The 3,158-nt window shown below is 65.4% G+C and carries 2 protein-coding genes and 6 tRNA genes; 3 read left to right on the top strand and 5 right to left on the bottom strand.

The features are described 5' to 3' along the window. Positions 1-54 precede the first annotated feature (54 nt). From E0E18_RS13745 to E0E18_RS13725, 5 genes are all read right to left on the bottom strand, one after another. Positions 55-126, bottom strand: a tRNA-Val gene (locus tag E0E18_RS13745). A 44-nt stretch (positions 127-170) separates the two neighbouring features. Then, positions 171-246, bottom strand: a tRNA-Gly gene (locus E0E18_RS13740). Positions 247-294: 48 nt separating this feature from the next. Further along, a tRNA-Val gene (locus E0E18_RS13735) sits at positions 295-366 on the bottom strand. 8 nt (positions 367-374) lie between these two features. Continuing rightward, positions 375-446: transfer RNA gene (locus E0E18_RS13730), tRNA-Cys, on the bottom strand. 70 nt (positions 447-516) lie between these two features. Beyond that, a tRNA-Gly gene (locus tag E0E18_RS13725) sits at positions 517-589 on the bottom strand. A 342-nt stretch (positions 590-931) separates the two neighbouring features. On the opposite strand from E0E18_RS13725, the gene E0E18_RS13720 reads away from it, so the two are divergent. The 3 genes from E0E18_RS13720 to msrB all read left to right on the top strand — a co-directional run bounded on the left by E0E18_RS13720 (position 932) and on the right by msrB (position 3,125). Further along, a tRNA-Val gene (locus tag E0E18_RS13720) sits at positions 932-1,003 on the top strand. A gap of 261 nt (positions 1,004-1,264) precedes the next feature. Then, entirely contained in the window at positions 1,265-2,686 is a 1,422-nt protein-coding gene (locus E0E18_RS13715; protein ID WP_237559850.1) for a glycosyltransferase family 87 protein, read from the top strand. A 10-nt stretch (positions 2,687-2,696) separates the two neighbouring features. Beyond that, entirely contained in the window at positions 2,697-3,125 is a 429-nt protein-coding gene (gene msrB / locus E0E18_RS13710) for a peptide-methionine (R)-S-oxide reductase MsrB (protein ID WP_066582820.1), read from the top strand. Positions 3,126-3,158: the final 33 nt, after the last annotated feature.

The raw sequence follows: 3,158 nt of genomic DNA, 5'->3' as shown, positions 1-3,158 counted from the left end.
ATCCGCAAAGCGGTCGGAAAACCGACCAGAGCCAGGCCCGCAGGGGCCTGTTCGTGCGCGATACTGGGATCGAACCAGTGACCTCTTCCGTGTCAGGGAAGCGCTCTCCCGCTGAGCTAAACGCGCGGGACCGGAATACTCGCCCACCCGGCAGAGACCGGGTCGGAGAGTGGAGCGGATGACGAGACTCGAACTCGCGACCCTAACCTTGGCAAGGTTATGCGCTACCAACTGCGCCACATCCGCAAAGCGGTCGGAAAACCGACCAGAGCCAGGCCCGCAGGGGCCTGTTCGTGCGCGATACTGGGATCGAACCAGTGACCTCTTCCGTGTCAGGGAAGCGCTCTCCCGCTGAGCTAAACGCGCGTGTTGCGAGGTGGAAACGGGAATCGAACCCGTGTACACGGTTTTGCAGACCGTTGCCTAAGCCACTCAGCCATTCCACCGTGGCGTTTCCGCCTCGTTCGGACACCGACCCTACCTCCCGGTAACCCGGCGGCAAAATCAGTAACCCTGAGCGGATGACGAGACTCGAACTCGCGACCCTAACCTTGGCAAGGTTATGCGCTACCAACTGCGCCACATCCGCACGCCCCGGCTGTCCGGTGCGGGTTTGAACTATAGCTGACCGGCCCACGGGCCACAAACATGCAGGTAACCATCCGACCAAGGGCAGCGCGTACGCCTGTCACGGCCGAAGTTCATCACATCAGTGTGATTCACGGGTCCGCACCCGGAGCAGTCCGACCGGACACCCTGCCCTGTCCCCTGCCCTGTCCCCTGCCCTGTCCTCTGTCGGGATCCCCGGATGACCCCCTGCCTGCCTCCCGCCGTATCCACCCTGGGACGGCATCGGGTCCCCCACAGGCCTGTGACAGGCCGATTTGTACTCCGCCCGGGGACGGGTGCTAGATTGGCACCCGTTCACGAGAGTCCCTTAGCTCAGTGGAAGAGCGTTCCGTTCACACCGGAGAGGTCGCTGGTTCGAACCCAGTAGGGACTACAGGTCGGTACGCCGCCCCCGAGGTATTCCGGGGGCGGCGTACTCGTATGTGACGGGGTCTTCCCCGCAGGGTTTCCCGGGGCACCTCTCAGGGGTTTCCTCTCCCGGAACACCGGTGCCCGCCTGCCTCCGTCAGTGCCCGTCTGTGCCGGTCACTGACCGGCGCCGCCACCCCCGGCAGGTGGTGTCATCACGCCTCCCCCCACCTCCGTGACGCTCCCGTGGCCTGAACCTGCGTCCTCCGCAGGTAGCATTCAGACCGTGACTGCCACGACGACTACCCACAGCCCTGCCCCAGGAGACCCCGCTCCGGAGTCCGGACCCGGGAGGTTCTCCAGGATCCTCACCCGAGCCGCCTGGCCACTGGCCGTCATGACGGTTCTCCACCGGGTCATCATCACACCGCACAACGAACACCCCACTGACGACTTCACCACCGTCTGGTCGGCACTGCACCGCTTCGTCACCGGAACCGCCGTCTACGTCGAGGACTACACCAACGACGACCCCCACTACCTCTACTCTCCCGGCGGCACGCTACTGCTCAGCCCGCTGGGCATGGTCCCCTCCGGAGTCGGCCGCAACGGGCTCATCCTCGCAGACGCCGTCGCAGTGGTCCTCGCCCTGGCCCTGCTGACTCTGCTGGTACGGCGCAGGCTCACCGGACCGGTCCTCCCCGTCGCCGTCCTGGTCTTCTTCGCTTCAGAGACGGTGACGAACACTCTGCAGTTCTCGAACGTCAACGGTCTCCTCTTCTTCCTCGAGGTCGTGTTCCTGTGGATGCTGCTCGTTGACCGTGGCCAGGCACCGGTGAACCTCCTGGCCATCACCGGACGGTCCGACCGTGGAACCGCAGCCGCCGCAGGTGCCCCGGACGCCCCGCCGCGGTGGGCCGGAATTCTCGGCGGGGTGGCACTGGGACTGGCGATCACCGTCAAGCCGCAGTTCGTGGTCCTGCTCTTCCTCCCCCTCGTACGCAGGCAGTGGAGGGTGCTCGCCTCCGGTGTCGGCGTCCCCGTCGTGATCACGGGGATCGGCTGGCTGGTCGTCCCGGACACGGACAACTACGTCAACGTCCTTCTGCCCTATCTCGGTGAAGTCAGGGACTACGCGAACTCCTCCCTCGCGGGCGTAGGCGCCCACTACGGCTGGTCCTCCCTGCCTGTGCTGGCGCTGCAGGCCGTCGCAGCCCTGTGCGTCCTCACCGCCGTCCTCGGACTGCTGTGGTGGCGCGACTCGGATCCGTTCATGTGGGCGGCCACGACGACTTCTGTCCTGCTCACCGGTGTCTTCCTGGTCAGCTCCCTGGGGCAGCTGTACTACACGATGATGCTGATCCCGGTGTTCTTCACCGTCCTGTGCCGTCGGTCGGTGATGCACGGGACGTTCATCTGGTTCGGCGTGTACCTCACCCTCACCCTCGACGACTGGTACTCCGACAGGTGGCCGGGCATCGGAGAGATACTCCACTACAGCCTCGGGACGGTGGGCTGGTCTATCCTGCTTGTCGCTTCCGCGGTCTGTGTGGCCCGGTGGCTGGCGGAACGTCGACGGTCAGGACAGGACACCGGCCCCGGTGCTCTCCTGAGGGATCTGCTCGCCGCGCCACGGCACGGTTCGGCGGAACGCGCTAGAACTGACGGGGACAGCCCGGAGAGTTCCGGGACCCCGATCCGACAGTGAGGCACCCGCGATGACCGATTTCCAGTTCGAGGATTTCTCAGCTCTCACCGACGACCAGTGGCGGGAGCGGCTTTCCCCCGACTCCTACCAGGTACTGCGCCATGCGGCGACAGAGAGACCGTTCACCAGTGAGTACACCGATGATGAGACGGAGGGGGTGTACGTCTGCCGTGGCTGCGGGACCGAACTGTTCCGGTCCACCGAGAAGTTCCACTCCCACTGCGGGTGGCCGTCCTTCTTCGACCCGGCGGATTCGGACGCCGTGATCGAGAAAGTCGATGATTCCCTGGGGATGCGCCGGACCGAGGTGATCTGTGCCACCTGCGGCGGTCACCTTGGCCATGTCTTCGCCGGTGAAGGATTCGACACTCCCACTGACCTGCGGTACTGCATCAACGGACTGGCCCTCGAGCTGCGACCGGCGCATCAGGACCGGTAGCCCGGCCCTCTTCCCCCTGCCCCCTCTTCTCCC

It is taken from the genome of Corynebacterium neomassiliense (assembly GCF_900626215.1).
Lineage (GTDB): Bacteria > Actinomycetota > Actinomycetes > Mycobacteriales > Mycobacteriaceae > Corynebacterium > Corynebacterium neomassiliense.
The sequence above is the reverse complement of the archived record's forward strand: the minus strand, read 5'-3'. Positions and strand labels throughout refer to the sequence as shown.